Genomic DNA, 26696 nt, shown 5'->3' on the forward strand with positions numbered 1-26696 from the left:
CCTAGCGAAATCATGAATTTTTTAAAAAAAGAAGCAGAACATGTTTGAAATTGTGTCAGTAGGGAAAAATGAAGTATAGCCAGAGTACAAAGCAACGCATACTAAAGGCTAGTATGAATTATTGGAGGAGATATTATGTCACAAAATTTAAACAAGCAACTCAATAAGCTAGTAGCAACATACTCTGTACTGTATACAAAATTGCATAACTACCATTGGTATGTAACAGGCAGTGCCTTTTTTACACTGCATGAAAAATTTGAAGAATTATATAATGAAACAACATTAAATTTAGATGAAATCGCAGAGCGTATTCTATCCAAAGATGGCAAACCAGTAGCTACTTTAAAAGAGCATCTGGAGCTTTCTTATATAGAAGAAGCAACAGGTAAAGAAACAACGGAAGAAATGGTTGCTACAACAATTTCTGATTTCCAAAAGTTGATGAAAGCTTTAAATACAACAATGGAGCTTGCGGCAGAAGAGGGCGACGACCGAACGGAAGACTTATTAAACGCTATGTACCAGTCCCTTGAAAAACATGCATGGATGTTAAAAGCATTCCTGAACGAATAACATTAAAAGGAAGACAAAAAACGGTAAAGGCAGTTCCTCTGATACGAATAAGTATGGAGTGGCCATTAAAAATAGGAGGACATATATTGCATGAATGAACAAAATCCATATATTGAAGTGGCACACTCGAAAGAGGAAATGCTAGAAATATTAAAACAAATGCATAGCCGAGGTTTTCACACGAATGATATTCATATTATTGCGAAGGACGCTACGCCGTTTGCGGACATTAAATGGGAAACAGATGTACACACGCATGAGGCAGGCAATTGGCTCGATCAGTTTAAATCATGGTTTACAGGTGAATCTGCTGTAAAAGAAGGTGTCAAACGTTTTCATTTAAGTGAGGGGCAAACGGCCTATTATGCACAACTTGTAGAGCATGGTGCTATTGTTGTGTTTGGCGAGAAGGCAAACACAGATGCCCCAGTAACAATAGCGATTGATCAAGAGGAAAATCGCTATTGGCATAATCCACTTGAACCTCGCGTTACTGCGCCTGAACCATTTATTGATACGATTGATCATGTCGAGACGCCTGAGCAAAGAGAGCATCGGTTAAGAGCAGAAGAAAGTTTGGAAGAAGCGGAACAATTGAATAAAGACAATACGTAAGTAAAACCCTCTTCTGTTAAAGAAGGGGGTTTTTACTATATATTGCTTTACTATTCTGTTCTCGTTTATTGTTCTAACCATTATAATAGTATAAAAAAGGAATTGCTGAAAGGATAGCCGAACTGATGCCAAAGGGAAGAAAAACGACATTAGAGGAACGAGTTCAAATCGTTTACTTTTGTTTAAAGCACGATAAAAACTACCAACTTACTGCAGAGAGGTTTCAAGTATCGTACCAACAAGTTTACCAATGGGTTAAAAAATATGAAGCAGGTGACGAAGCATCGCTACAAGATAAACGCGGGCGAACTAAAGAAGAACAGGAGCGTACAATAGAAGACCAATTTAAAGAAGAAATGAAAAGTCTTGAACGCGAAAATGAACGTCTACGTACAGAAAATGCTTTGCTAAAAAAGCTAGAGGAAATCGAAGGGAGGAGAGTTATGTAAATAAATATACAGCCATTCAAGCATTGCATCACAACGACAACTACTCTATCTCGCTACTATGCGAATGCGCAGGAATTGCACGCTCTGCTTACTATAAATGGATACAGCGCGTACCAACAAAAAGGCAGCTTGAAAATGACGAAATTTTAAAAGAAATAAGCGCGCTACATGAAAAGGGACAAGCAAACTTTGGCTATCGCAAAATGAAGCTCCATCTAAACTATAAATACAATAAACAATTTAATCATAAACGAATTTATCGATTGATGAAACTTGCTGCTTCGCCATCACAAAGTATGCAAATGGACGCACCACAGCCTACCCCAACTCTAAAAAATCCTGCTGGAGATCTGTTAAATGAGGAATAGAATTGCGGAATACTGCTAAAAATATATAAACTAAATCAATAAACCGAATGCTAAAATGAAGGACGCTTGTAGTACCTACAATTTGCATTCGGTTTTTGTCTATCTACTATATTTTGGCTATAACCCTTCGTTGAAGTAGTTTCTATTTTAAGTGATACTATGATTAAATAAATTCGTATTGTTACGAACGGCTTGCCTCCGAATCGCTCCAATTATAATAAATAAAATTTAATTTTTGTCCATTCATTGCAAATTCTTCAGAACTTGTGCCAGTGTATATAAATCCATTTTTCTCTAATACTTTTTGCGAGGCTATATTGTTTGTTGTTGTTTTCGCAGCAATTTGTCGAATGCCTTTATTGCTCGCGATTGTTAATAATAACTTTAACGCTTTATTAGCAATGCCCTTGCCGCTATGTTCATAGCCAACTCGATAACCGATATAACCTAACTGTTGTTTTTTATCTATATCGGTTAAATTGATGCGCCCAACGATTTGTCCAAGTTCATTTTTGATTAAATAGAAATAAGATCGTTCTTGCTCTTGTTCATTTATTAGCATAAGATTTTGCTTTTTAAAATTATTAAAATCATAATAATCATCACCACGACTAGGTACCAATTTTTCGAAATAAGCCCGATTAGTAAGCTCGAATGTATATAAACTTTCCATATCAACGTATGTCAATTGGCTTAATGTAATATTCATAGGGTCTCCTTTTTTGGCAAGATGTATTCAACGTTTTTTATTTCATTATATATAATTTAAGGACATAGTGCTTTAACGAACTGTATTCTATAAAGAATGCTTTTTCAAGTACTCAATGTAGCGTTCTTTTTATTTGGATGCTAATCGTACATAGCGTATTAAGATTTTTACCCTTTTTGTTATTTTTTTATTTTATTTATGGTGTCTACTTGACAGGGTTCGACAGTATATTGCATACTGAATTATATAAATAACAATAATTTGGAGGGGTAATTATGCCACAAGATTTAAACAAGGAATTGAATAAACTCGTAGCAACATGGTCGGTACTGTATACGAAACTACATAACTATCATTGGTATGTAACCGGGAATGCCTTTTTTACACTCCATGCAAAATTTGAAGAATTATACAATGAGGTTACATTAAATTTTGATGATACGGCTGAACGTATTCTATCCAAAGGTGGCGAGCCTGTCGCTACTTTAAAAGAATACCTTGAACTATCCTATGTAGAAGAAGCAACGGGAAAAGAGACAGCAGATGAAATGGTCGCAACTACGATTTCTGACTTCGAAAAGCAAATGCAAGCTATCCATAATACGATGCAGCTTGCTGCAGAAGAAGGGGATGACCGTACAGAAGATTTGCTGAATGCGATGTATCAATCCCTTGAAAAACATACTTGGATGTTAAAAGCCTTTCTTGATAAAAAAAGCGCTTAAAATACAGAGCACTTGGAGTTTAGTTAAAGCTCCAAGTGCTTTTTAATTTTTTGGGGACAAGCAATATGACAAATAGGCAACAGAATAATAATTGAGATGACATTTATTACAGTTATATAAAGGATGCATAAAAAGGGTTTTTTCTTAAAGTGTCGGGGTACATACATAGTAAGCCTTACAAATTAGGAGGAATTGAACATGATGAATGAACAAAACCCAAAAATTGAAGTTGCACATACGAGAGAAGAGATGTTTCATATTTTAAAATGTATGCGCATGGAAGGTTACCACACGGATGAAATCCATATTATTGCAAGAGAAGCTAGGGATTTGGAAGATGTCAAATGGAACGCTGATGTGAAAACCCACGAAGCTGGAAATTGGTTTGACCAAATTAAATCATGGTTTACTGGCGAAACAGCGGTCACAGAAGGATTAAAACGTTTTGATTTGACAGAGGGTCAGACAGCATATTACGCACAGCTTGTGGAAGAAGGGGCCATTGTATTATATGCCGAACATGATGACAACATCAATCCTACATCAACTACACTTGGCGCCAAATCACAACGCGCACAACTGGATGCGCTGGATACACGTGTAACGCCACCTGAATTGATTGGGGATGAGACACCAGCTCAACGTGAGGAACGCTTAAAGGCTGAAGAGCGTATGAATGATGCTGAACAAATGAGAAGATATTTGTAGTTAACTATAATACTAGTAATTGATTATTATTGCGGAAAGCGCTCACTGAGTGGGCATAGAAGCAAATAGTAGAAAAGAGTGGGATTGGTTATGGTCAATCTCACTCTTTTCGTATTTATTAATGCATCACTTTTTCCTGTTCATGTTTTCTTACAAAGCGTAAACTGTGAAGATGTTCCAATTGAGCAACAAGATTGCCGATTAAAATAAAGCTACCGCCAATCATTAATTTAACCGTAAGTCCCTCCCCGATAAACATCATGGCAAACATCGCGGCAAAAATAGGCTCCAATGAAAAGATAAGCCCTGTATGTGTAGCAGATGTATACTGTTGTGCAACAGTTTGGCCAACAAAGCAAAATGCGCTACAAATAATACCTAGCCCTAAAATGGCAATCCATGAAGTAGTGGAATTTGGGAGTGTTGGTGTTTCAAAAAGTAGCGTTAAAACAAGTGCATACAAGCCAGCGAAACCGAGTTGATAGATGCCGTATGAAATCGACTCTACGTTGCGCGTAAATCTACCGTTTAACAGCAGATAAATTGAATAGCTTAACGCAGCAATAGCGACTAAAATATCGCCGGTTTGGAACGTAAAAGAATGTTGTACAGTTAATACAGTAATACCAATCATTGTGCTAACAATCGCAAAACTAACAGCTTTTGAAGGCAATTTTTTGTCGATAAAGCTACTGAATATAGGCACTAGCACAACTGTTAGACTTAAAATAAATCCTGCGTTGGAAACAGAAGTAGTCTCCAGTCCGAATAAGCTAAGTGCAAACACAATGAATAAAAGCAAACCTTGAATAGCTGCGTATTTTAATGTTTTGAAATCGACTTTGATCATGCGTTTATAAAAGACTATGCCTGCTGCAAAAAATGCGATAATACAACGCAATGCTACCACATTATAAACAGCCAATGTTTCAAGCCCCATTACCATAAACGTATAAGACAATCCCCAAAACATTGTTACAATTACCATTAGTAAATTTGCTTTTCCTTGATTACTCATTATGCCACCTTCAATCTGTGTACTAAAACAGTTTTATACTAAAATTTACTATATATCTTGTATTGTGATTAGTAAAACGAATGTTTATAATGATTAATATTAAAAAAATTCATGTATAAGAGGGAAAGTGAATGAGTTTAGTCAAATACGAGATTTTGAATAAAGTTGCTGAAGTATCGAGCTTTACAAAAGCAGCGGAGGCACTTGGATTAACCCAATCGGCTGTTAGTCATGCTGTTTCAAGCTTAGAGAAAGAATGTGGATTTGCACTAATCCATCGAAGTCGAACAGGTGTAACCTTAACGAGTGAGGGACAAACGATGCTGCGTGCGATGCGTCAAGTTCTCGATGCAAATGAATTATTACAGCAAGAAGCGGCACATATTCTTGGTGTGACCCGAGGGAAATTGCGAATCGGTGTTATTTCTAGTATTTCATCCAATTGGATGCCAGAAATTATTCGTATTATGGACAATCAGTTTCCTGGCATACAAGTAGAATTGCGCGAAGGGGATTATTATGAAATCGAACAGTGGTTGCAAAGTGGTGTAGTGGATGCTGGATTTTTAAATGGTCAAAAATCGGAACAATTCCAATTTATCGAGTTAGTACAAGACCCCCTTTTATGTATCGTTTCCAATCAAAGCTCTCTCTATAATCGAGCAGAAATTGATATTGCTGAATTAGAGGATATGCCCTTTATTATGACATCGTATCGAGGTACCAATGATGTAAAAGTCCTTTTAGAGCAGTATCATGTGAAACCAAATATCCGCTTTGAGCTGTCAGAGGAAGTAGGGATTATTTCAATGATTTCACATCATTTAGGAATTAGTATTTTACCTCGCTTAGTTATTAATCGTTTGCCGTCTTCATTAAAGGCCATCCCGTTAAAACAAGGTGGTTATCGAACAATTGGGCTTGCAATGAAACACCAAGCCTCACCAGTGACGAAAAAATTTGCGGAAATTTTAAGTGCATGGTTGAAAGAAAAATAAGAAATAGGTTATTTTATCTTTTTACGTTAAAATAGAACATGAAGAATGCTTATTAATTCATGATAGTTTGAAAAGAAAAGGTGAGTGTGAGTGGGGACATTACAAGGAAAAACCGTACTCATTACAAGTGGGGGAACACTTGAAAAATGGGATCGTGTGCGCGGGCATACGAATTTATCGAAGGGCACGATGGGCTGCTATTTGGCTGAAGCAGCATTAGAAGCTGGGGCAGATGTTATCTATATGCATGGCTATTTTGCACAACTTCCGGTTAACCAAGATAAAATGCGTACTGTACGTTTTGAGGGTATTGAAGATTTAGGTGACAAGGTGCGCCATGCGGTACAGGAAGAACAAGTAGATATTGTAATCATGGCAGCGGCCGGCTCTGATTGGGTAATTGATAAAGTTTACGATCAATCGGGCAATCTCATGGAAGGTGCGGGCAAAATGCCATCGGACGAGCCTCCTATTATTCACTTTAAAAAAGCACCAAAAGTGTTAGGACAAATAAAGGGCTGGCAACCAAATGTCACGTTAGTAGGCTTTAAGCTAGAGGCAACAGAGGATGAACAGTTCTTACTATCGCGTGCACGTCTTCGTATGGAAACGGCGAACGCACAATGTATGGTTGCCAATAGCTCGCAATCGCTGTACGGTGGTCAAGAGCCTCATTGGATTGTACCTGCACAAGGTGATCCCATCAAAGTAATTGGCAAACAAGAAACGGCAAAAGTATTGATGAATTACTTACAAAACGTATAACCACAAGCTGTGTAGAAAACATTCTGCACAGCTTTTTTGTTGTCATACATCATTCCGTTCCAAAATATGTATAAAGTAAAGACTATTTACCACTTGCCACTAACACTATTGATGAAATAAGTTATTAAAAATATGGAATTGTAAGGGAAAAATGAAACTTTTTACTTAATTACAAAGTATTCAGCTAGGTTTTGTAATATTTATATTGACAATAGGTTTTCTGAATTATAGAATTATTTCCAAGAAACGTAGTACTGATGCTAGGGGAGATGTTCAAACGCTCTTTGGCAAAATTCAGTGCAATTTTTAGAGATAAGAGAACAAACCAATCATCTTGATGTTTGAATGTTTCTATACAAAAAGTGAAAAAAGAAGGGGTGTATCGTATGTCTCAACTGTCTAAGATTGATGATAAAAAATTAGAAGTGATTGCGAAGGCCATTCAAAATTTAGAATTTGGTGAAGTGCAAATTACCATTCAAGATGGTGTGATTGTACAAATTAATCGACTTGAAAAGCAAAGATTTCCACAGAAAAAGTAAAGTGTTATTAGAATGGGAATAATTAACAAAAGACTACCTTAAAAGCGCCCTTTGACGCCACATAGGTAGTCTTACACTAAAAACCGCTAACGAACTCAATAAATGTTTCTTTATTTGATATCTACTAGTTTACTATCTGTTAATGCTTCGAACAAAGTGCTAGAATCCTTTTCGTTCAAATGAACATACTGCTGTTCACCTTGCACGACTTCTAGTGTGTTTTTGTTTGGAGCAATCCAAACGGCATAAGTGATGGCTTTAGCGTTGGTATTGGAATTAACAAATTGAAATATAAACTCATAGTCTGGCAATCTTGCCATATCGACTTTTCGTTTCTCCCAGTCAGCATGATGTAGTATTTGTTTAACCGCTTTTACCTCTTTGGAATGGGTAATTTCCTTGAAATCTTCATAAGCTCCGTCTTCTGCCATTTTTTGAACTTCAATTTTTTGCCTTTCTAAGCTTGTACATCCTACAATAATGAAAACAACTAATAAAAGGACAAGGACATTTCTATAATAGGGCATGATATTTGTTTCACTCCTTTTCCAATAGTAATAATGCGATGAGCTGTGATTTTAAAACGTTAAAAAAAGGTATCTCAAAGGGGAAATTTGAAATACCTACTTAAACCAGATTATTCGTAAAAGCTCGTTGGAATTTGTCCAAGATGTCTACGGTGATAGAGCAAAGGTTCTTTCTGTCTATTATCAATTTGTAAAACTTGCCCGATGAAAATCGTATGGTCACCTGCATCAATTTTATTATATGTTTCGCATTGTAGCGTAGCTAACGTATCATGCAAAATAGGTAAGCCGTGTGCTGAAGTAGACCAATGAACTTGCGCAAATCTGTCAGCGATTTTACTTGAAAATACCGTACATAAATGTGTTTGCTCATGCGCTAAAATATTGACCGCAAATTTTTCCGTAGTACTAAAAAATGGATGTAGTTGTGATTTTTTGTCCAATGACCATAGAATGAGAAGCGGATCTATGGAAACCGATGCAAAGGAATTGACCGTTAAGCCAATCGGTTCATTTAGATTATTGCAAGCTGTAACAACTGTGACACCTGTTGGATAATTCCCTAATGCCTGTTTAAATGCAGTTACTTTGTCCGTCATACACATCACCTCTTGTTATGTTATGGAGAAATCCGTTTGTTTGTTCTTGTAGCATTTTCTTCGTTCTATTATGGATAAGCCTACAAAATAATCTAGCAACTGTAAAGGTCGTTAATTTCAATTAATTTAAAAAACCAATTGAAAGGATTTTTTAATGCTGATGGGGTATCCGGGCTTCTACGTTATTCTATTTTAGTCAATAGTTTCAGTAGCAGTTATAGTGCTAGATGGAGATATTAAAGGGACAGATTAAATGAATGAATGTGAGGTAATTATATAATGGGAATCGTAACAATTAACGAATTTATTGTAAAAAGAACTATAAACGATTTGGAAGATGCGGTAAATAATCCTGATAAGTACACGATAAGCATAGATGATAACTGGGATGAATTTGTTTCTTTTATCAATAATAATCGGAGTAAATATATAGAAGACGGCCTTCTTACACTTGATGGGGGGTTATCTATTAAAAAATATAATAAAGAGATTTTAGGTGTTCGATATTGGGATTATCTTCCGGAGCTATGGGCATATATTTTAAATGTTATTGAAGAATACTTAGAAGAAGGAATTGGGAAATGTTATTTTCCCGATCAACCAGTTAGAATTCAATTAAAGCAATTAAAAAATAAAAAAATACAATTTTTATTTGATAACGACGATCATGTGTTAGAATTTGAACAAAAAATGTTATTAGGAATCTTTTTGAATCGTGCTGAAGTCTTTTTTAATGTTCTTGTAAAAGAACTTGATTTGACTGGATACAGCTACCAAATTGAAAAAATTCAAAAATTAAAAATCCGTATATAAATCAATTTAAAAGCATGGGATTATGACAAGAGAGAAAAGTAGTTAAGATTAAAAATAAAGTATTGATATTAATATAATTTATAAAGTAGAACCGATAAAAATCGGTTCTACAGTCTTTTTTCATTTCAAATAAGAATAGACCGTGGAATGCACCGCCGTAGCAAACAGCAATGACCATGTTAAAAGTGTTAGATTGATTGCGGGGACTGACCCCTGTATATAAGACAGTGAACAAAAAGATCAACCAACACAGTTGTCGGTATTGAACTGGTGGCATTATCAGCGGCGTTACGGGACATGCTCATGGTAATGTCTTTTGATATGCGGTTGCTTCAAAATTACGATTCAATAAATTCGCTGCGGTAGCGTAAGGTTGTCCTGTTCATTTCCGTTTTTTCATTTTCACGTGACATTGCCAACCATATTTTGGAATGATATGGACGACTTTATGATTGACCCGCATTTCTTGACGTAATAGAGCTGTAATTTTTCGGTAGCCATAGCGAAATTTATGGGCACAATAAAGTCCTTCAATACGTCTCTCTGTTGTTTGACGCGAATTTGCAGCTGTAGATGCCTGTTTCCAACGATAGATGGATTCAGTTCCAAAATGTAGTTTACTATTTTACTAGTGGCTCTTAAGAGAATAATAAGGATAGCATATAAAATATTGTTATCAAAAAATGTTGACTGTTTTAATGTGATGTGATAGAATTTGCGCAACAATTAATATTTTTTAAATTTTCGGAATAATGAATTTCGTTTACTTATCAAAAGTGTCTGAGTTACTGAACTATTGATTTCAAAAGTATTCAATCATTATAGAACCATTATTTATTTCTTTACTGACTTTAATTATCTTAATGCCCCGTAATTTTACTATTGCTATAAACGATTTTCTGAAGACTACTCAATTTATAAACATTTCATTTATAGCTAAATAACATCAATTAAAAACTGAAAATTCTGTTTATAAACCATTTGATGAAAGGGGATAATCATTTATGATTGACAATCAAAATACTTTAGAGAAATTGTATAAAGCGAATAGTGTCACTCTACGTTCTCCTCGAAAAATAAGGGGGAGTGTGAACATTGCTCCTGATAAGTCAATATCGCATAGAGCAGCATTTCTAGCGACACTAGCTGATGGAGACTCTTATATTTACAATTATTTAGACGGAAAAGATACTATTAATACTTTAGAATGTTTGAAACAATTAGGTGTCAAAGTACATAAAGACAAAGAAAAAATAATCATTGAAGGATTAGGGGGGAAATCACTGAAAGAAAGTAATGATATTTTAAATGTAGGTACTTCAGCTACTACTATGAGATTTTTAAGTGGTTTAGTAGCACCAGAATCTTTTTTAACTATAATTACTGGAACTAATAGAACTATATATAGACCTATGGACAGAATTATATCGCCCTTGACTATGATGGGTGCTCAAATATTAGGAAAACAAAATAATACACTAGCCCCATTAGCTATAAGAGGTAAGGATTTGCAGGGTATAGACTATAGTAATGATTTTCCTAGTGGTGAAGTAAAAACAGCTCTTATTTTAGCAGCTCTTAAAGCTAAGGGAAAAACAACTATTAAAAGTCGGCTTGCTTCAAGAGATCATACAGAACGGATGCTAACAATAATGGGAAAAAATCTAGAAGTTAGTAACGAGGGGAAATGTATTAAAATAAATCCTTTAAGTTCTCCGTTAAGACCCTGTGATTTTAAAATTCCAAATGAAATAAGTGTAGCAGTTTATTGGATAGTTTTAGGTTTAGTACATCCAGATAGCGATTTATTAATTAAAAATGTAGGAGTTAACCCAACCCGAACGGGATTAATTGATATTTTAGAAAAGATGGGGGCAAATATTAAAATTCTTAACTACAGAGAAGAGTCTAATGAACCTGTGGGTGACATTAAGGTTTCTTCATCTAAGTTAAAAGGAGTTATCATTGAAGAGAGTTTGTATCCGCGTATGGTTGATGAATTTCCGGGATTCGCGCTTGCTGCTTCATTAGCAGAAGGAGTAACAATTATCAAAGGAGCAACAGATTTAAAGAATAAAAAGACTAATCGAATCAAAAGTATTGTTGAAGAATTCTCTAAATTAGGAGCAATAGTGTACAAAACAGAAGATGGAATGATTTTTGAAGGAGTTAAATATTTAAATGGAAATGTTTGTACAAGCCATGGGGATCATAGAACTGGCAATAGTCTAATAATGGCTGGTTTGGTGGCGGAAGGAGTTACAAAAGTTGAAAATATTCTACCTGTAGCTCGTACTTCTTATCCGAAAATTTGGGATGAGATAATAAATATATGTGGGAAAGAAAGCATTATTAATTTTGAATAAAGTAGGGATTAAATGCATGAACAATATAAAAACAATGATTACAGATGAAGATAAACAAAGAGTTTTAGAGTGTCTAGAATCAGGAAATTTATGGAGAGGTAACGGGAAATATCTTTTTGAATTTGAAGAAGCTTTTAGTAATTTGCATCAAAGTAAATATTCTCTAGCTGTAACGAATGGAACGCATGCACTTGAAATTGCATTAGCCGCCTTAGATATTAGTTTTGGAGATGAAGTATTAATACCCGCCTATACTTTTATTGCTACTGCAAGTGCGGTATTGATGAGGAATGCATTACCAGTTCCCATAGAAGTTGATAGAGAAACATATTGTATTAATCCTAAATCAATAAATGAGAAAATTACTAATCATACAAAAGCACTTATTGTGGTACATATAGCCGGTCATGCCTGCGAGATGGATGAAATAATGAAAATTGCAAAAGAAAATAGCATTGCTGTTATTGAAGATTGTGCTCATGCACATGGAAGTTTTTATAAAGATAAAGCATTAGGTTCTATAGGGGATATAGGAACTTTTAGTTTTCAAGCAATAAAGACAATGACAGCGGGAGAAGGGGGCATGATAGTAACTAGTAGTAAAAAATTGTATGAAAAAGCGTACAGTTATTTTAATTGTGGTAGAACTGTTTTTGGAAATCCATATGAACATAAAAGTATTGCTTCAAATTATAGGATGTCTGAGATACAAGCAGCCTTACTTATCGGGCAAATAAATAGATTAGAAAATGACATAACTATCAGATCTAATATTGTAAAATACTTGAATGAAAAGTTAAAAGGCTTACCTGGTATATCCCCACAAGGTAGAAAAGAATATGCGAGTATTCAAGGGTATTCAATGTATATGTTCAAGTTCTGTGAAGATACTTTTAATGGGTATTCTAAACAACTATTTATAGAAAAAATGAATACTGCTGGGTTTCCGGTACGCACTACTTATCCAGTTTTTTATAAGACAAAAATGTTTGAGAATTTATATAAAAACAACAAACAATTCCAATTCATTCAAAATAAAATTGATTATTCAAAACTTCATTATGAATCTTCTGATTTGATATCATCGAAGGTTTTATGGTTGCCACATACATTTTTACTATCAGATCAAAAAACCATTGATAAATTTATCGACCTAATTTACCAGACTTATACTGATTCAAAAGTTAGTTCAAGCCATTAAATTTGAATTTCATATAATATAAAGGGAGATATTATACCGAATAATGGTAGTTAAAAGCGATTCTATTTGGAATAATAAACAATTTTTGCATTTATGGTTGGGTAATACAATTGCAAATCTTACTTTAAGAACATATTCCTTAGTATTACCAATCTATATTTATGAAAAAACTAAATCTTCAGTTTATATGAGTCTGATGAAGGCAATTGAAATACTCCCAACTATTTTATTTGGTATGTTAATCGGTGTGATAATAGATAGGTATAGTAAAAAAAATATTATGATTTTCTCCATATTAACTCAACTATTGGTTTTGATTAATATAATGTATTTTATTAACAATTCGGTAATGATTGTATATATTTTAGGTTTTATATTTTATCTATGTATCTATATTTTTAGAAACTCTTATCATGTGACATTAAAGTTTATTGTTTCAAATGATCACCTTCGATCAGCAAATGCTGCTATTAGTTTTATGAGTATTATAGTTGATATCGTAGGTCCTTCGATAGCAGGTATGTTAATAGTATATTTGGGGATTAAAAATAGCTTATTAATCCCTATCTTAGGTTATTTATTTTTATTTATTAATGTTTTAGCTTTGAAGATTCCTAAAGCTAAATCAATCAAAAAATCTAAATCTTTCAAATTGGATATAAAAGAAGGGTGGCTAGCCTTAGTTCAAAATAATAGACTTTGGACTATTACGTTGATAGTTATGGCTTTTAATTTTGCTTCCTCATTAATTGGAGGAATTTTAATCTTCTATTTATTAAATGATTTATCAATTTACAAAGGCAGCATAGGTTTAATACTAGCAGTTTTAGCATTGGGAGGAGTCATAGCATCTGTATTTTCGGGATATATTGCAAAATTATTTACACAAAATGAAATATTTAAATATTCAATTACATTGGCGACAATAGCACCTTTCATACTTTTTATTTTTAATTCTTGGTATTTTCTGTGTATAGGTATCATTATATTTGAATTTGCCGTAGCAATTTTTAGCATTAACTATTTAACGCTTAGACAGTCTAGTACACCAGAACATTTATTAGGGAGAGTAACAGGAACTTCTTCTATGTTAATGAAAGTTACGGTACCTATTGCATATTTAATATCAGGTTTTCTTGCTAGCAATATTGAAGTAAAGTATATTTTTCTACTCGTTGGTTTGTTTTTAATTTTAGTAAATCTTTATATAAAAATAAGTGTTAGAATTTACTAATTTGCATAACACATCGATTTTTTATATCAAAGTATAATTATATATTTCCTAATATTAATCGGTTGAAAATTTTAAAGGAGGTGAGGCGGATGTCATTAATCAAAACGACTCGTAAATTGACTCGAATTCGTCCAACGAAAAAATGATTGGTAGTTTTGAGAGCAAGGGTTTTAGTAAAAAGGAGAAACGTTTTTTCTCCTTTTTACTTTAAATTTTAAATATAGGTGAGAGTAATGTTAAAGGAAAAAATAGATTTATATAAAGCGTGCATTAATGAAACAACAGGCTTAAACAAAAAGTTTTCTTTTAATTGCATTTCAGAAAATAAACTTATTGATCAATTAATTTATTCGAGCTATAACATAAAGGATCTTGATAATGAAAATAGGAAATATTTAATAAAAAAGAGGGAGCTACGTTTAAAAGAAATAAAAAATGTAATAAGAGTTTTAAATAAACAAGAACGAAAATTTATAATAATAAAAGGTATTTCAATACAAAAATATTACCCAAATAATATAAAAAGGCAATTTCATGATCTTGATATTGTAGTTAAAGAGTTCGATGAATTTTGTGATATTTTAAAAATATTACTTGAGTTGGGTTATAAATATAAGTTTACTCCTGCTATATGTCAAAGGGAGAATGAAATATTTGGAGTAGTTGAAGTATATAAAGAATTAAATGATAACATAAAAAATTTTATAGAACTGAACTGTGGTGGATTTCCTGTAAGCTATTATAGTTGGTTAAATTTTAAGCATCTTTGGGAACAAAAACAACACTATTCATTTGAAGGTTTAAATTTTTACATGCCCTCTGATACTATGAATTTGTTAATTTTAGTAGCTGAAGCTGGGGGAAACCATAAATTAAGAGTAAGGGATTTCATAGATTATAGGTATTTGTTAAATACAAATATAGATTGGAATTTGTTTAGGTATCATATAAAAAGATTACATCTAAAAAAAGATTATAAAGATTTGAAAACTTTATATTTAAAATTAGAGTCATTTAATAATAAAAGTAAAATTCGTAACCTGTCATCTTGGGAAAGAAAAAGGAATATTTACAGGTTTTTTTACCACGATATGATACATGTTATTAAGCATCCAAGAAGATTAAAATTAATTTTTTTTATTTTACTTGAAAGCATAGCAGATTCTCTTTTGGAGAATGATAAAATAATAGACTTTTTTTTGAAATCGCAAAGGGTATTTAAGCCTAGGATTAAATTTGAATCAGGAGGAATCATTAATACGGTCTACTTAAATAGTTTATTAAAAGTAGAGTTTGAAGTATGGGAAGAAAATAATTATCTTTTAATTGGCACACCATTAGGAGTTTTTCTTGGAACAATCTTTGGTATTTATGAAGATGAATTAGATGAAATAAATAAAATTTTTAGTGAGAAGTATAAAGAAAGAAATGAATAATTTTAATTGTTAATGGACCTGGACTGAATAGATTAGGAAAATAGAATCAAATATGTATTGATATGTTAGCTGTATTAGTAGGAGGGTCTTATTTGCTAGGAAAAAAATATGATTTGTATATTTTTGATTTAGACGGAACTATTATAGACAGTCATGATTTAATGAAAAAGTGTATAGGACAGTGTTATAGAATAGTAGATAAAGATCCAGATTTTGATTTATTTTTTTCAATGATGGGTGATTCTATAATAAATATTTTTAATAAATTAGATTTGCCACTAGAACTAATAACATTATATAAGAAAATTTCTGATGAAAATATTAACGAAATAAAAGTTTTTCAGGATACATTAAAAGTTATTGAATTTTTAGCTAATGAAAACAAAATCATTACGATATACACAGGAAAGGATTGGCAAAGAGCTAAAAAGATACTAAGCTATTTAGAAATTGATCATTATTTTGATTATATACTTACATCGGACAAAGTAGAGTATCCAAAGCCTGATCCTCAAGGTATATTTCAGATTATTAAGAAATTTGATGTTTCACCATCAAAGACATTATTTATTGGAGATAGTGCTTATGATGTCTATTCTTCAAACGCTGCAAAGATTGATAGTGTTTTAGTAACATGGAAAAAAAGTATGGGACAAGTTCAACAATTAAAGCCTAAATACATTTGTAGTACCCCATTAGAGCTATTTAAATGTTAAGGTGAATAAGATGCAAGATATTTTTGTAATAGATATAGGTGGGACCAAAATTGAATCCATTTACATTTTTGATAATTTAACATATAAAACAGATATTATGAAAACACCTAATTCGAAAAATTTTCATTCAGATTTAGAAATATTGATTAAATTTATAATTCCTAAAATTAGGAGTAATGTTACAAAAATCACAATTTCTTTCCCAGGTTTAATAGAAGAAGGCATAATAAAAAAATGGCCAAATAAACCATATTGGGAAGGATATGATTTAAAATCATCGATACATGATTATATAAGTAATCCGGTAGAAATATTTGAAGATTCTAACATGGGAGCTATTTCTAATTTTTATATTTTTGATAATTCTGAAAATTCAATATATATAAATGTGGGAACAGGAATTGGATTGGGACTATTATTAAATCAACAACTTTACTTAGGAAATAATAACTATGCAGGAGAGCTGGGTCATACTCAAGTACAAAGTTCAAAAACGATAAATTGTAGCTGCGGGAAGATTAATTGTTTACAGCTGTTTTCATCTGGTAAGGGAATGTTGGATAGATTGTTGGAAATAGATAAATACTACAGGCGATATAAAACATTAAGTGAAATTCCAAAGTATGATCAACACCTTTTAGTAGTATTGAAAGAGGGAGGTGAATTATTGGGAATAACAATGTCAAATTTAATAAATATAATGGATATAACGAATTTACATTTTGGAGGAAGTGTAATAAATAATCCTTATTATACTAATAGTCTTCTTAATGTCTTATACGAAAATGAATCTAAGTTTCTCAATAGAAAGTTAAATATACAATTAAATGTTTTAAGAAACCCCTCTTTAGTAGGGGGCATACTAATTGCTTCAGGATATAATCATTTACCGAAGTATCAGCAAAATCCTTTAAAATCCATAATAAAACTAATAAATTCGAGAAGTAAGAAAATATAAAGTGAAATGAGTTACAAAAGGATGAAAAGTAGATGCTCAATAATATAGCTTTTTTGGGTGTAGGATGGATTACAACACAAGTTTATTATCCAATTTTTAAATCTATGAATAAGCATTTAAATATCGGGATTTATGATTCAGATAAAGAAAAAATTACAGAATTCTGTAAAGAAAAGCCCGTTCGTTGGATTTTTGATTCTATCGAGGCTCTATTGAAATGTGAAGAAATTGACTTGATAATTATTGCAACTCCTAATTACCTCCACTATGAGCAAACCATAAAATGCTTATCAGCAGGAAAGTATGTACTTTGTGAGAAGCCATTATGTATAACAATTGACGAATGTGAAAAATTACAATGCATCATTGAAAAATATTCAAGAAAGCTGTTTATTGGATTACAAAATAGATTTAGAGAAGATGTTCAAAATCTGAGTAGTAAAATTTCCTCGATAGGGAATATATATAAAATAAAAAGCAAATGGATAAGACGTAATGGAATTCCTAGCAGTTCATGGTTTTTGGATAGTCAAAAATCTGGAGGAGGTACTTTAATTGATTTAGGACCACATATTGTAGATTTAGTCTTGTGGTTGGTGAAAGCAAAGAAATTTAAAGTTTTAGGCTCAAAGAGACATAATATTTTCACAGGAAAAAAAGACAAATATGCAACTTGGCATAAAGGAGAGTTTGACAGATGTACTGAATTAATTAATGTAGAAGACAACGTTACAGCGTTAATTGAGCTAGATAATTTTACTTCGTGGTATCTAGAAATTGGTTGGGCTGGAAATCAAATGAATGATGAGACTGTGTTGGAGTTTTATGGTGACAAAGGCTTCGTGAAATTAGATACTTTATTTGGCTTTAGTGAAAATTCAAAAAACAAGCATTCATTACTTTACTATAATAAAGAAGAAAACAGTGAAAAATATGTCTTTAATAATATGGAACGTTTAAAACCTTATATGAATATGCTAAATTGCTATATCAGTCTTATCGAATCACCTGATGAAAATGACATTGATAACGATGTTAATTCAGCATTAATTGCCATGAAATTGATTATGCAAATTTATAATGGAATGGAGATTATTAAGAATGTCAAAAAGTCATCAATATAGTGGTTGGTCAAATAATATTGAATATAGTCATGTTAAAATAAAGCCTTCAAAATATAAAGTTGATAGCAATCTATTTGTACCAGGAAGTAAAAGTATGACAAATCGGGCATTAATTATTGCTGCATTGGCAGATGGAAAATCAGAAATAGCTGGAATTTTAAAAAGTGATGATTCTTATTGGTGTATCGAGGCATTAAGAGAATTAGGAGTAAAAATAGATTTGGTTGATGACAAGGTCTACGTAGAAGGTATGAATGGCAAATGGGTGAAAAAGAATTCACAATTATTTATTGGAGCCGCTGGGACTGTCGGTAGATTTTTACCAGGCGCTTTAGCACAAGCGGCTATTGGTGAATGGGAAGTATATGCAGATGAACAGTTGAGCAAAAGACCTATTAAAGATATTGTCAATTACTTGAATGCTTTGGGTGGGGAAGTCAGTTTTTTAAATATGGATGGTCATTTCCCACTGAAAGTAAAGGGAAGGGGTCTTAGAGGAGGCGAGATTATTGCTTCTGGAAAGATTTCTAGTCAATTTATTAGTGGGTTATTAATTGCATCTCCTTATGCTAAAGAGAAAACAACCATAAAGGTTGTTGATGAAGTTGTACAAATATCTTATATAAAGATTACGTTGAACATGATGGAACAGTTTGGAGCTTCTTTACAATATGATGAACATCTGACAAAAATCATTGTAAACAATAAACCTTATACATCACAAAATATTGTATTAGAATCTGATATTTCAACAGCTTGTTACTTTTTTGCATTAGCAGCTCTTACTGGAGGAAAAGTTGTTGTAAATAATGTTAATTGTAATACTTTACAACCGGATTTAAAGTTTTTAGATTTTTTAAAGGAAATGGGCTGTGGAGTCGACATTTTACATACTCAACAGCAAGTTGAAGTTAGAGGACCAAAACAATTAAAAGGTGGCTTCACCTTTAACTTTAAAGAAATATCAGATCAAGCATTAACAATAGGAATATTATCTGTTTTCTCAACCTTGCCAATTACAATAACAGGAGTCGCACACATACGAAGGCATGAATCAGATCGAATTATGGCTTTGTCCACTAATTTAAAGAATATTGGTATTAAAGTGGAAGAGAATGATGACGGATTTACAGTTTATCCTGGGACTCCTACAGATGGAATAATTAATCCGTATAATGATCATAGAGTTGCAATGGCATTTGCATTGTTAGGTAGTGTTATTCCAAACATTGTGATAGAGAACCCTAGTTGCGTATCTAAAACATGTCCTGAATTTTTTGAAATACTAAGCAAAACAGGGATTGATGTGCAATACATTAGGGAGGGGGACATGTAATAAAATGATTGTAAAGGGGTTTGAAGATAAACTACTAGAGTACTCAAAAAAATACTTTAACAAAGCTTACATTTGTAGTTGTGTAGTTCAAAGAAGAACAATAGAATTTATTTTGTATTCAGATGTAGAGGTGTTAGATTTCTTTAGCTATAAATTTATCCCTTACACAATAGTAAAAGAGGGTTCCTTATCTGCAGATAGCTTCAATGTAAAAGCATTTAGCATTTATTTGAATTGTGCACCAATAGACTTAGATTGTAAGTTCGCTTTTGAAGACGTAGATATAGTGAAAAATGAAAAAGATAATAGAAAAAGTATTCAGTGCAGGAAGTTAGCATTGAAAAGATTTAATATATTTATCATGAAAAAATCTAAGAATATTATCGTTTTTGACAAGGAATCAAATAGCTTTTTAATTACAGGTTCTAGTTTAATAAGTCAATTAGAAGATATAAGGGTTTTAATAAGGGATATTTTAAATATAGGGTTAATAAATGAAGGCTTTGTTGAAGTCCATGCTAGTGCTGTCGCTAATTCTCAAGGCAAAGTAAATATAATATGTGGAAATTCAAATAGTGGAAAAACGACAATATTATTTGATTATCTCAAACAAAAATATAATTTAGTTTCTAATGGCAGGGTATATCTAAAGCCTATCAAAGAAAACTTACTCGTTTTAGGTACTCCTGAAAGTATCTATATTCGTCCAATTTCTTTTAGAAATTTTCCTGAAATTCTATCTGTTTTGCCTGAATGTGAAATAGAAGTTGGAAAATTATATGATGAAAATTGCCAACCTAGAGATAAAATTAAATCCCATTATAAAGAAATTTGTAAAGTTTTTGGTTGTGAGGCAGTCCAAGAAGGGACATTAAATGAGATTGTATTTCCGCTGCTTTCCTCTCCAGACAACAAAGTGAATTCAAATAAGATTATTCATAATAATATTATTAATTACGATGATATTTGTAGGCGTGAGTGGTCAGGTGCTATAAATATTAATAGTAATCTTTATAAAATTAATATGGAAAATCTAAAGAAAAGACTAGTGGATTATTCTAAAAAAATTTTTGTTTTTAGAGAAAAGGATAATTATTTATATTATAGAAAGGAATAAATCTATGCCGCAAAAGTGGGATGAATTATGGAAAAATTCAGATAAAATAAAAAGGTGGTCAATCCCTGATTATCATTTTACAGATTATATAATGGAAGTGGAAAATAATTTTAATCAGTTAAAAGCGTTAGATATGGGATGTGGAATTGGGAGACATAGTGAGTATTTAGCTAAAAAGGGATTCATCGTAACTGCTGTAGATCCAAGCCTTACTGCGATTAACTACTTGCAACAAAAAAGTATTGATGAAAATTTTCCTGTACAGATATTTCAAGGAGATTTAACATGGCTAAAGTCAGTAGAAGATAATTCATTTGATTTAGTTGTAAGTTGGAATGTAATATATCATAATACTTTATCCGAACTAGAGGATGCTTTGAAGGAGTTTTATAGAATTTTAGTGACTGGTGGAAAATTACTACTAACTTTAAATTCAACAAATAATATTCATTATGGAAAAGGTATAGAAATAGAGAGAAATACCTTTATTAATCAAAAGAAGTTAGACGGAGAACACCCACATCATTATTCAGATAAAGGTGAAGTAGATAGATTATTAAGAAACTTTAAAGTGTTATGTTTATCGGAAGATGAAGAGGAGGTTGGGGGAAAACTTTTTAAAGATAGATGGCATTGGTATATTTTTGCTCAAAAATAAATAAAAATTTGGGCAATAGATATCATTTTGCAATGGTAGATAAAGTAAATCATATCATAATGAAAGGCGACTATTCATTCAATACTGATAGAATAGTTGCCTTCTTTTAGTTTACAACAAGTGGTTTTCATTGCCCTCATTGTCTTCGTTATGTTTGTTATCACCTGGAATAATTCGGTTTTCAGTGTCTTTATCGAAGAAGTGGACTTTGTTCATATCGAGTGCTAGTGGGATAACTTGACCAGGTTTAACATTGGCATGTGAATCCACACGTGCAATAAATTGCTGCCCTTCGACCTGTGAATAGAGCATGATTTCAGCCCCCATTAATTCCGCCACTTCAATCGTTACCTCGATTCTAGACCCTGGCGATGATTCAATAAACGCCTGTTCATCGTGGAAATCTTCTGGACGTATGCCCATTATAATTTCTTTATGGTTGTAACCTTGCGCTAGTAAGTATTTCATTCTTTCTTGTGGAATGGCAATAGAAGTACTGCCAATGTTGAGTTTGCCATCGGTAAGCGTACCTGTAAAGAAGTTCATGGCAGGGGAGCCGATAAAACCGCCAACAAAAACATTTTTAGGTTGTTCATAAACTTCTTTTGGTGCACCCACTTGTTGAATAACGCCATCTTTCATTACAACGAGGCGCGTTGCCATCGTCATAGCTTCCGTTTGGTCATGGGTAACATAGATCGTTGTCGTTTGTAGACGTTGATGAAGTTTAGTAATTTCTGCACGCATTTGAACGCGTAGTTTGGCATCTAAGTTCGATAAAGGCTCATCCATTAAAAATACTTTCGCATCCCGAACAATGGCACGTCCCAATGCCACACGTTGCCGTTGACCGCCCGAAAGTGCTTTCGGTTTACGATTTAAGTATTCCTCAAGACCTAGAGTGCGTGCGGCTTCGTTGACACGACGATTAATTTCATCCTTCGGTAATTTGCGCAGTTTTAATCCAAATGCCATATTTTCATATACGCTCATATGTGGGTAAAGGGCGTAGTTTTGGAATACCATGGCGATATCACGATCTTTTGGTGCAACATCATTCATGCGTTTCCCATCAATGATTAAATCTCCCTGAGAAATTTCTTCGAGACCCGCGACCATACGTAATGTGGTAGATTTACCGCAACCTGAAGGACCTACGAAAACAATGAATTCCTTATCTTCAATATCCAAATTAAAATCTTTTACTGCCGTGACGTTTTTATCATAGATTTTATAAATATGTTGTAATTTTAGTTCTGCCATTTGGTTCATCTCCCTTAAAATGTAATGGTTTTTTTAGAGTATAAGAGAAAATTATGCAAAATGTATATGTATACATTACACAAAATGTCATTGGGCATATTGAACAACTATTATTAATTTTCTGATTTTATTAACAACATAGCAAGTGAAACAAATGTAGCATTGGCAAAGGAACGAATATCGATTCCTGTATTTTCTATAAACTTATCCAATCGATACTGTAGGCTATTGCGATGAATATAAAGTTTTTTTGCAGTCAAAGACGCGTTTAAATTACATTGTAAAAAGACTTGAATTGTATCAAGCATCTCCTGCCCTTGCATATTTTCAACAAACAAATTGGAAAGTATGTTTTTGTTAACGAGTGATGGAGCATGAATGAGTAGTAAAGGCAATGCTTCGTGAAATGTGAGTGATTTTTCCCGATCAGCGAATCGATGGATTGCTTTGAAACATTGGTATTCATAGCTAAACTTTTCTTTTACGAATAAATCAGCTTGATGCAGTTGACCGATATAACTATAAATTTTAACAAAAAAATCACTCGTTAATGTATCACTTAGTTGGCTAAACGCCTCTTTATCAAAAACGACTTGGGGCTTTTCATCTACGATAATGCCATGTGTATCGTCCATCATAAATATTACCGGTTGCTGAAATCCTCCTGTAATGGCCTCTTTAAAATTATATAAATCATCAATAGGTTGTTTGAGATAGAAATAGCAAAAACGCAAAGTTTTTACATCTTGTAAAAAGGGTAGCTCTTTTCCATCGTTGTTTAAAAAATCATACCATTTTTGTTGAACGCTAGAGTTATTTTGTCCATTTATCGTATTATCTATGGGAAGAAATAAAGTCAGTAAGAGATTACGTTCGGCATCTGAAAGGGCTGTTTTGACGATGCCGAATTTACAATTATCCTCTGTTATAAACCAATATTTACTGTTGTCTTGTGCATTATATGTAGTTGTAAAGGCAGTCTGAAAATAATTTTCTAATTTCTTAAGCATTGGTTTCTCCTTTTTAGACTGATTGTAAACAATTGTATCTCCATCTGTAAAACAATTTAAATACTCCTAGACATGAAGTAGGCTAGTCTGGAGCCCTTTATATCGGACTTTCTAAATAGTTTTCAGTCGTGTCTATATGGGGGCATTTTTTATTATTGTTTACGTAGGTGGAATTTTTCTCCGTAAATATAAAAAATAAAGAAAATTATTTACAACTTTTTTGACTTGTTATAATATTACTTGTAAGCGTTAACAGTAATGATTGGAATTTGATAAATGGAAGAGGTTAATGCCATGCTTTAACATTTCGAAAATAGAGGCAATGAACCATGCTATTTTCGTGGTGTTTTGTCAACGGACAATGATATAAAAACTTTTTAGGTGGTGTTCAAAGGTGAATTTAGAAAGGTATAAAGGTATCATTCCTGCTTTTTATGCTTGTTATGATGAGCTAGGAGAAATATCTGAAAGTAGAACGAAAGAATTGTGTAACTATTTATACAAAAAAGGTGTTAAAGGGCTTTACGTTGGTGGAAGTTCAGGAGAATGTATTTATCACAGCTTGGAAGAAAGAAAAGCGACCCTAAAATATGTGGCACAACAACTAAAAGGGAAGCTTACATTAATCGCACATGTGGGGGCACCATCAACAAGAGATAGTGTAATTTTAGCAAAATATGCAGAAGAATTAGGCTATGATGCTGTCTCAGCTATTCCACCTATTTACTTTAAATTTTCGGAAAGTTCAGTTTATAAGTATTGGACGGAAATTATGGATGCAACGAAAATGCCATTTATTATTTACAATATCCCACAAACGACAGGTTTTGACCTTTCAATCAATCTTTTTAAGAGACTAATAGAAAATCAAAAAGTGATAGGGGTAAAAAATTCTTCTATGCCTGTTATGGATATTGAAAGATTTAAGGCCACTGCTGGTGAGGATTTTATCGTCTTTAATGGACCTGATGAGCAATACGTTTCAGGTAGAATAATCGGTGCCGATAGCGGAATTGGTGGAACATATGGCGTGATGCCTGAGCTATTTTTAATGGCAGAAAAATTTGTGTCAGCAGGGGATTTCGAAAATGCTAGAAAAATTCAACATGATATTAATGATATTATCGTTGCTTTATGTTCGTTAAATGGTTCTTTATATTCCACGATTAAAGAAGTGTTAAAACTAAAGGGGGTTTATATAGGCAGTGTCAGAGGTCCATTAGAGTCAGTATCAGGTGACGATTTAAATAAAATCGCTGGTATTAAAGCGTTAATCGACAACGCCATCCAAAAGTATAAAGGGTAGTCCACTTGAAAAGGACAGCCGTTAGTAATAAAGGTTGTCGATAATTACAAGCGTAATTTCACATAGGGGAGGACACAAGCTAATACCGTAGCTTGTCTTTCATAAAGGCAATTTTATTTTAATGACATTCATAAGGGGGAGTCGTTTATGTTTCAAAGGCGTTATTTCGCAACTGCAATAGCAATTTTGTTTGTGCTTTCGGTGCTAGCAGGATGTACAAGTAATTCTACTGATAGTTCAAAATCTAGTTCTAGTTCATCTGATGTGGTAGAGCTAAAAGTATGGTTAACTCCGCAATGGAAAGGGGTTTTAGATGCTTCTGAAGATGGAGCAGATTATGATAGCTTCTTCAAACATGCTGGGGAGCGTTTTGCTGCTGAGTATAAGGAGCATAACGTTAAGGTGAATGTAGAAGTAATTGCAGGGGAGCAACGAGATGAACTATTAAATGTCAATCTGAATGGTGGAACACCTCCAGATGTATTCTTTGAAAGTGTATTTGCCATGGGAGACTACGCTCATAGAGGAGCTTTAGTACCATTAAATGATATTGTGGATGAGCAATCAAAAAAAGATATTGCTCAAGGCTATTGGGACAGTGTGACATTTGGTGAAGATGTGTACTTCTTCCCGTTCTCACATAACCCAGGTACTTTAGCTTACAATGCGGATATGTTTAAAGCTGCAGGAATTGACGAGTACATTGGTGGAGAGTATGAAATTAAAACTTGGACACTCGCTGACTATGAAAAAATTCTCAACAAGTTAAAGTCGGATATACCGAAAGATCGATATTCCAATGCGTATCCTATGGGATTATATGCGTTAAATAATCAAGGAGATACTTGGAATCTTGCTTATTTAAGAATGTTTGGCAATCCATTTTTTGATAACAACGGCAATTTAATCATTGATGATGCTAACGGTGTGAAAGCAGCCAATTGGTTAAAGAAAATTTACGATGATGGCTTAACAAATCCAGGGGTAGAATCTGTTTCTTCAAATGACGTGAATGCAATGTTCCAAAATCAACAGCTTGCGATTAGTTTTACTAACGCAATATTATTCAATAACGCAAAGGCTGATATGGAAAGTGGAAAAGCTCCTAAGTTTGATATAAGACTAGCAAACATTCCTTCTGAAAGTGGCGATCCATTATCGTTCACGTATGTAACAGGTGCAACTGTATTTGACACAAAAGATGAAACGAGAATAAAAGTTAGTAAAGATTTTGTGAAATTTATTTCCACAGATGCTGAACTTGTCAAAGCTTCTAAAAATGGTGTCCCTGTTAGAACATCAGTTGCCAATGAGTTCAAATCTGAAAAGCCTTATTTCGAGGCGTATTCTGCTAACGACCCTTACATGTTTAACTTCACAGGTAACGTACCGGGCTACAGCCAATTAAGACAAGTTTTATATCCAGAATTACAAGCACTATACACGGGTGGGAAAACGGCGGAGCAGGCTGTGAAAGATTATGAAACAAAAGGCAATGAAGTGATTGAAGAATCAAAAGCAGATTCTGTAATTTATAAAAAATAGCATGGCGTGTATAC

General features: G+C 33.0%; 28 protein-coding genes. 22 read left to right on the plus strand and 6 right to left on the minus strand.

The window, feature by feature from the left end; genetic code table 11:
- The first annotated feature begins 135 nt into the window (after positions 1 to 135).
- From MHH88_RS08590 to MHH88_RS08605, 4 genes are all read left to right on the plus strand, one after another.
- Positions 136 to 576 carry a DNA starvation/stationary phase protection protein gene (locus MHH88_RS08590; RefSeq protein WP_339262435.1) on the plus strand — a complete coding sequence of 147 codons (441 nt, stop codon included), beginning with the start codon at positions 136 to 138 and terminating at the stop codon, positions 574 to 576.
- Positions 577 to 666: 90 nt separating this feature from the next.
- Entirely contained in the window at positions 667 to 1191 is a 525-nt protein-coding gene (locus tag MHH88_RS08595; protein WP_069511456.1) for a general stress protein, read from the plus strand.
- A gap of 125 nt (positions 1192 to 1316) precedes the next feature.
- Positions 1317 to 1640 (plus strand): helix-turn-helix domain-containing protein, encoded by a 324-nt coding sequence (locus MHH88_RS08600; protein WP_339262437.1) that lies wholly within the window; start codon positions 1317 to 1319, stop codon positions 1638 to 1640.
- 23 nt (positions 1641 to 1663) lie between these two features.
- A complete protein-coding gene (locus MHH88_RS08605) occupies positions 1664 to 2008 on the plus strand; it encodes an IS3 family transposase (protein WP_339262439.1) in 345 nt (114 codons plus the stop codon).
- A gap of 181 nt (positions 2009 to 2189) precedes the next feature.
- On the opposite strand, the gene MHH88_RS08610 is transcribed toward MHH88_RS08605, so the two are convergent.
- Positions 2190 to 2717 (minus strand): GNAT family protein, encoded by a 528-nt coding sequence (locus tag MHH88_RS08610; protein WP_339262441.1) that lies wholly within the window; start codon positions 2715 to 2717, stop codon positions 2190 to 2192.
- A 275-nt stretch (positions 2718 to 2992) separates the two neighbouring features.
- Here MHH88_RS08610 and MHH88_RS08615 point away from each other — a divergent pair, with 275 nt between their 5' ends.
- Together MHH88_RS08615 and MHH88_RS08620 are read left to right on the plus strand one after the other, a co-directional pair.
- Positions 2993 to 3442, plus strand: coding sequence for a DNA starvation/stationary phase protection protein (locus MHH88_RS08615; RefSeq protein ID WP_069511448.1), 450 nt, complete (start codon positions 2993 to 2995; stop codon positions 3440 to 3442).
- A gap of 198 nt (positions 3443 to 3640) precedes the next feature.
- Entirely contained in the window at positions 3641 to 4150 is a 510-nt protein-coding gene (locus MHH88_RS08620; RefSeq protein WP_339262443.1) for a general stress protein, read from the plus strand.
- A gap of 118 nt (positions 4151 to 4268) precedes the next feature.
- Here MHH88_RS08620 and MHH88_RS08625 read toward each other — a convergent pair whose 3' ends face one another.
- Complete coding sequence (locus tag MHH88_RS08625) at positions 4269 to 5168, minus strand: DMT family transporter (protein WP_339262445.1); 900 nt, start codon at positions 5166 to 5168, stop codon at positions 4269 to 4271.
- A gap of 131 nt (positions 5169 to 5299) precedes the next feature.
- On the opposite strand from MHH88_RS08625, the gene MHH88_RS08630 reads away from it, so the two are divergent.
- From MHH88_RS08630 to MHH88_RS08640, 3 genes are all read left to right on the plus strand, one after another.
- Positions 5300 to 6166 carry a LysR family transcriptional regulator gene (locus tag MHH88_RS08630; protein ID WP_069511442.1) on the plus strand — a complete coding sequence of 289 codons (867 nt, stop codon included), beginning with the start codon at positions 5300 to 5302 and terminating at the stop codon, positions 6164 to 6166.
- 90 nt (positions 6167 to 6256) lie between these two features.
- Complete coding sequence (locus MHH88_RS08635; RefSeq protein WP_107894136.1) at positions 6257 to 6931, plus strand: phosphopantothenoylcysteine decarboxylase; 675 nt, start codon at positions 6257 to 6259, stop codon at positions 6929 to 6931.
- A gap of 386 nt (positions 6932 to 7317) precedes the next feature.
- On the plus strand, positions 7318 to 7473 hold the full coding sequence (locus MHH88_RS08640) for a YezD family protein (protein WP_080653350.1): 156 nt from the start codon (positions 7318 to 7320) through the stop codon (positions 7471 to 7473).
- Positions 7474 to 7583: 110 nt separating this feature from the next.
- Here the strand turns inward: MHH88_RS08640 and MHH88_RS08645 are convergent, their stop codons facing one another.
- Positions 7584 to 8000, minus strand: a complete 417-nt coding sequence (locus MHH88_RS08645; protein WP_339262448.1) for a hypothetical protein — start codon at positions 7998 to 8000, stop codon at positions 7584 to 7586.
- Positions 8001 to 8110: 110 nt separating this feature from the next.
- Positions 8111 to 8599 carry a flavin reductase family protein gene (locus tag MHH88_RS08650; RefSeq protein WP_025219215.1) on the minus strand — a complete coding sequence of 163 codons (489 nt, stop codon included), beginning with the start codon at positions 8597 to 8599 and terminating at the stop codon, positions 8111 to 8113.
- A 279-nt stretch (positions 8600 to 8878) separates the two neighbouring features.
- Here MHH88_RS08650 and MHH88_RS08655 point away from each other — a divergent pair, with 279 nt between their 5' ends.
- From MHH88_RS08655 to MHH88_RS08705, 11 genes are all read left to right on the plus strand, one after another.
- Positions 8879 to 9412, plus strand: coding sequence for a hypothetical protein (locus tag MHH88_RS08655; protein WP_103976969.1), 534 nt, complete (start codon positions 8879 to 8881; stop codon positions 9410 to 9412).
- A 1004-nt stretch (positions 9413 to 10416) separates the two neighbouring features.
- Entirely contained in the window at positions 10417 to 11778 is a 1362-nt protein-coding gene (aroA, locus tag MHH88_RS08660) for a 3-phosphoshikimate 1-carboxyvinyltransferase (protein WP_103976967.1), read from the plus strand.
- Positions 11779 to 11812: 34 nt separating this feature from the next.
- Positions 11813 to 12979 carry a DegT/DnrJ/EryC1/StrS family aminotransferase gene (locus MHH88_RS08665; RefSeq protein ID WP_339262450.1) on the plus strand — a complete coding sequence of 389 codons (1167 nt, stop codon included), beginning with the start codon at positions 11813 to 11815 and terminating at the stop codon, positions 12977 to 12979.
- Positions 12980 to 13022: 43 nt separating this feature from the next.
- Complete coding sequence (locus MHH88_RS08670; RefSeq protein WP_339262451.1) at positions 13023 to 14213, plus strand: MFS transporter; 1191 nt, start codon at positions 13023 to 13025, stop codon at positions 14211 to 14213.
- A gap of 233 nt (positions 14214 to 14446) precedes the next feature.
- Positions 14447 to 15649 carry a nucleotidyltransferase family protein gene (locus MHH88_RS08675; RefSeq protein ID WP_339262452.1) on the plus strand — a complete coding sequence of 401 codons (1203 nt, stop codon included), beginning with the start codon at positions 14447 to 14449 and terminating at the stop codon, positions 15647 to 15649.
- 62 nt (positions 15650 to 15711) lie between these two features.
- The gene (locus MHH88_RS08680) at positions 15712 to 16365 is read left to right on the plus strand and encodes an HAD family hydrolase (RefSeq protein WP_339262453.1); all 654 of its coding nucleotides are present in this window, start codon (positions 15712 to 15714) and stop codon (positions 16363 to 16365) included.
- 10 nt (positions 16366 to 16375) lie between these two features.
- Positions 16376 to 17323 carry an ROK family protein gene (locus MHH88_RS08685; protein ID WP_103976963.1) on the plus strand — a complete coding sequence of 316 codons (948 nt, stop codon included), beginning with the start codon at positions 16376 to 16378 and terminating at the stop codon, positions 17321 to 17323.
- A 32-nt stretch (positions 17324 to 17355) separates the two neighbouring features.
- Positions 17356 to 18447 carry a Gfo/Idh/MocA family oxidoreductase gene (locus MHH88_RS08690; protein WP_339262455.1) on the plus strand — a complete coding sequence of 364 codons (1092 nt, stop codon included), beginning with the start codon at positions 17356 to 17358 and terminating at the stop codon, positions 18445 to 18447.
- Positions 18425 to 19783, plus strand: a complete 1359-nt coding sequence (aroA, locus tag MHH88_RS08695) for a 3-phosphoshikimate 1-carboxyvinyltransferase (RefSeq protein ID WP_339262456.1) — start codon at positions 18425 to 18427, stop codon at positions 19781 to 19783. Before MHH88_RS08690 ends, aroA (MHH88_RS08695) begins: the two co-directional genes overlap by 23 nt.
- A gap of 4 nt (positions 19784 to 19787) precedes the next feature.
- Positions 19788 to 20900, plus strand: a complete 1113-nt coding sequence (locus MHH88_RS08700) for a hypothetical protein (RefSeq protein WP_103976960.1) — start codon at positions 19788 to 19790, stop codon at positions 20898 to 20900.
- A 4-nt stretch (positions 20901 to 20904) separates the two neighbouring features.
- Positions 20905 to 21558: a methyltransferase domain-containing protein gene (locus MHH88_RS08705; RefSeq protein WP_339262458.1), complete on the plus strand. Its 654-nt coding sequence runs from the start codon at positions 20905 to 20907 to the stop codon at positions 21556 to 21558.
- Between the two features lie 111 nt (positions 21559 to 21669).
- Here the strand turns inward: MHH88_RS08705 and ugpC are convergent, their stop codons facing one another.
- Both ugpC and MHH88_RS08715 read right to left on the minus strand, forming a co-directional pair.
- Entirely contained in the window at positions 21670 to 22821 is a 1152-nt protein-coding gene (gene ugpC / locus MHH88_RS08710) for a sn-glycerol-3-phosphate ABC transporter ATP-binding protein UgpC (RefSeq protein WP_339262459.1), read from the minus strand.
- A 113-nt stretch (positions 22822 to 22934) separates the two neighbouring features.
- On the minus strand, positions 22935 to 23831 hold the full coding sequence (locus MHH88_RS08715; protein ID WP_339262460.1) for a helix-turn-helix domain-containing protein: 897 nt from the start codon (positions 23829 to 23831) through the stop codon (positions 22935 to 22937).
- A 394-nt stretch (positions 23832 to 24225) separates the two neighbouring features.
- Here MHH88_RS08715 and MHH88_RS08720 point away from each other — a divergent pair, with 394 nt between their 5' ends.
- Together MHH88_RS08720 and MHH88_RS08725 are read left to right on the plus strand one after the other, a co-directional pair.
- A complete protein-coding gene (locus tag MHH88_RS08720) occupies positions 24226 to 25137 on the plus strand; it encodes a dihydrodipicolinate synthase family protein (protein ID WP_339262461.1) in 912 nt (303 codons plus the stop codon).
- 147 nt (positions 25138 to 25284) lie between these two features.
- Positions 25285 to 26682: an extracellular solute-binding protein gene (locus tag MHH88_RS08725; RefSeq protein ID WP_339262462.1), complete on the plus strand. Its 1398-nt coding sequence runs from the start codon at positions 25285 to 25287 to the stop codon at positions 26680 to 26682.
- Positions 26683 to 26696: the final 14 nt, after the last annotated feature.

This window comes from Lysinibacillus sp. FSL K6-3209 (assembly GCF_037976175.1).
Classification (GTDB): domain Bacteria; phylum Bacillota; class Bacilli; order Bacillales_A; family Planococcaceae; genus Lysinibacillus; species Lysinibacillus sphaericus_D.

What these genes read in the sequence shown, in the direction of transcription:
- MHH88_RS08725 (WP_339262462.1), top strand. Translation starts at nt 25,285, where the DNA reads ATGTTTCAAAGGCGTTATTTCGCAACTGCAATAGCAATTTTGTTTGTG.
- MHH88_RS08665 (WP_339262450.1), top strand. Translation starts at nt 11,813, where the DNA reads ATGATTACAGATGAAGATAAACAAAGAGTTTTAGAGTGTCTAGAATCA.
- MHH88_RS08690 (WP_339262455.1), top strand. Translation starts at nt 17,356, where the DNA reads ATGCTCAATAATATAGCTTTTTTGGGTGTAGGATGGATTACAACACAA.
- MHH88_RS08625 (WP_339262445.1), bottom strand. Translation starts at nt 5,168, where the DNA reads ATGAGTAATCAAGGAAAAGCAAATTTACTAATGGTAATTGTAACAATG.
- MHH88_RS08715 (WP_339262460.1), bottom strand. Translation starts at nt 23,831, where the DNA reads ATGCTTAAGAAATTAGAAAATTATTTTCAGACTGCCTTTACAACTACA.
- MHH88_RS08650 (WP_025219215.1), bottom strand. Translation starts at nt 8,599, where the DNA reads ATGACGGACAAAGTAACTGCATTTAAACAGGCATTAGGGAATTATCCA.
- aroA (WP_103976967.1), top strand. Translation starts at nt 10,417, where the DNA reads ATGATTGACAATCAAAATACTTTAGAGAAATTGTATAAAGCGAATAGT.
- MHH88_RS08600 (WP_339262437.1), top strand. Translation starts at nt 1,317, where the DNA reads ATGCCAAAGGGAAGAAAAACGACATTAGAGGAACGAGTTCAAATCGTT.
- MHH88_RS08675 (WP_339262452.1), top strand. Translation starts at nt 14,447, where the DNA reads ATGTTAAAGGAAAAAATAGATTTATATAAAGCGTGCATTAATGAAACA.
- MHH88_RS08595 (WP_069511456.1), top strand. Translation starts at nt 667, where the DNA reads ATGAATGAACAAAATCCATATATTGAAGTGGCACACTCGAAAGAGGAA.
- MHH88_RS08615 (WP_069511448.1), top strand. Translation starts at nt 2,993, where the DNA reads ATGCCACAAGATTTAAACAAGGAATTGAATAAACTCGTAGCAACATGG.
- MHH88_RS08640 (WP_080653350.1), top strand. Translation starts at nt 7,318, where the DNA reads ATGTCTCAACTGTCTAAGATTGATGATAAAAAATTAGAAGTGATTGCG.
- MHH88_RS08700 (WP_103976960.1), top strand. Translation starts at nt 19,788, where the DNA reads ATGATTGTAAAGGGGTTTGAAGATAAACTACTAGAGTACTCAAAAAAA.
- MHH88_RS08645 (WP_339262448.1), bottom strand. Translation starts at nt 8,000, where the DNA reads ATGCCCTATTATAGAAATGTCCTTGTCCTTTTATTAGTTGTTTTCATT.
- MHH88_RS08630 (WP_069511442.1), top strand. Translation starts at nt 5,300, where the DNA reads ATGAGTTTAGTCAAATACGAGATTTTGAATAAAGTTGCTGAAGTATCG.
- MHH88_RS08680 (WP_339262453.1), top strand. Translation starts at nt 15,712, where the DNA reads ATGTTAGCTGTATTAGTAGGAGGGTCTTATTTGCTAGGAAAAAAATAT.
- ugpC (WP_339262459.1), bottom strand. Translation starts at nt 22,821, where the DNA reads ATGGCAGAACTAAAATTACAACATATTTATAAAATCTATGATAAAAAC.
- MHH88_RS08670 (WP_339262451.1), top strand. Translation starts at nt 13,023, where the DNA reads ATGGTAGTTAAAAGCGATTCTATTTGGAATAATAAACAATTTTTGCAT.
- aroA (WP_339262456.1), top strand. Translation starts at nt 18,425, where the DNA reads ATGTCAAAAAGTCATCAATATAGTGGTTGGTCAAATAATATTGAATAT.
- MHH88_RS08705 (WP_339262458.1), top strand. Translation starts at nt 20,905, where the DNA reads ATGCCGCAAAAGTGGGATGAATTATGGAAAAATTCAGATAAAATAAAA.
- MHH88_RS08620 (WP_339262443.1), top strand. Translation starts at nt 3,641, where the DNA reads ATGATGAATGAACAAAACCCAAAAATTGAAGTTGCACATACGAGAGAA.
- MHH88_RS08610 (WP_339262441.1), bottom strand. Translation starts at nt 2,717, where the DNA reads ATGAATATTACATTAAGCCAATTGACATACGTTGATATGGAAAGTTTA.
- MHH88_RS08655 (WP_103976969.1), top strand. Translation starts at nt 8,879, where the DNA reads ATGGGAATCGTAACAATTAACGAATTTATTGTAAAAAGAACTATAAAC.
- MHH88_RS08590 (WP_339262435.1), top strand. Translation starts at nt 136, where the DNA reads ATGTCACAAAATTTAAACAAGCAACTCAATAAGCTAGTAGCAACATAC.
- MHH88_RS08685 (WP_103976963.1), top strand. Translation starts at nt 16,376, where the DNA reads ATGCAAGATATTTTTGTAATAGATATAGGTGGGACCAAAATTGAATCC.